This is a genomic window from Sutterella massiliensis, assembly GCF_016899755.1.
Classification (GTDB): domain Bacteria; phylum Pseudomonadota; class Gammaproteobacteria; order Burkholderiales; family Burkholderiaceae_F; genus Sutterella; species Sutterella massiliensis.
Map to the genome: position 1 here is coordinate 1 of NZ_JACJJC010000363.1, position 327 is coordinate 327.

Below are 327 nucleotides of genomic sequence, written 5' to 3' on the forward strand. Positions count from 1 at the left end.
CCTTCGGCACGTTGTCGTTCGGTCGAGTCGGACAGCTGATGAGCGGCCTGGGCTCGTACGGTCTTATGAGCAAGTTCAGTGTGTTCGGCGGCGGCTGGGGTGACTACACTGGCGGCAAGTTCACTCACGCGGGCTACTGGGGACGGATGGACAACACCATCACTTACGTCACGCCTGAATTTGCCGGTTTGAAGGGATACCTGCAGTACTCTTTCCAGAACGACACGCAGGATAAGGATTTGCGTTACGGTGCGCCGACCGAAGGCAAGGCTTCCTCCGACCGCACACTGTCGGCTGCCGTTACGGCCAACTACGGGAATTTCGGTC

Annotated in this window: 1 protein-coding gene; it reads left to right on the top strand. The window is 58.7% G+C overall.

Annotation, left to right across the window (positions count from 1 at the left end; translation table 11 throughout):
- Positions 1–327: porin (locus tag H6A60_RS12925; protein WP_205105269.1), on the top strand; the 327-nt coding region annotated here is incomplete at both ends.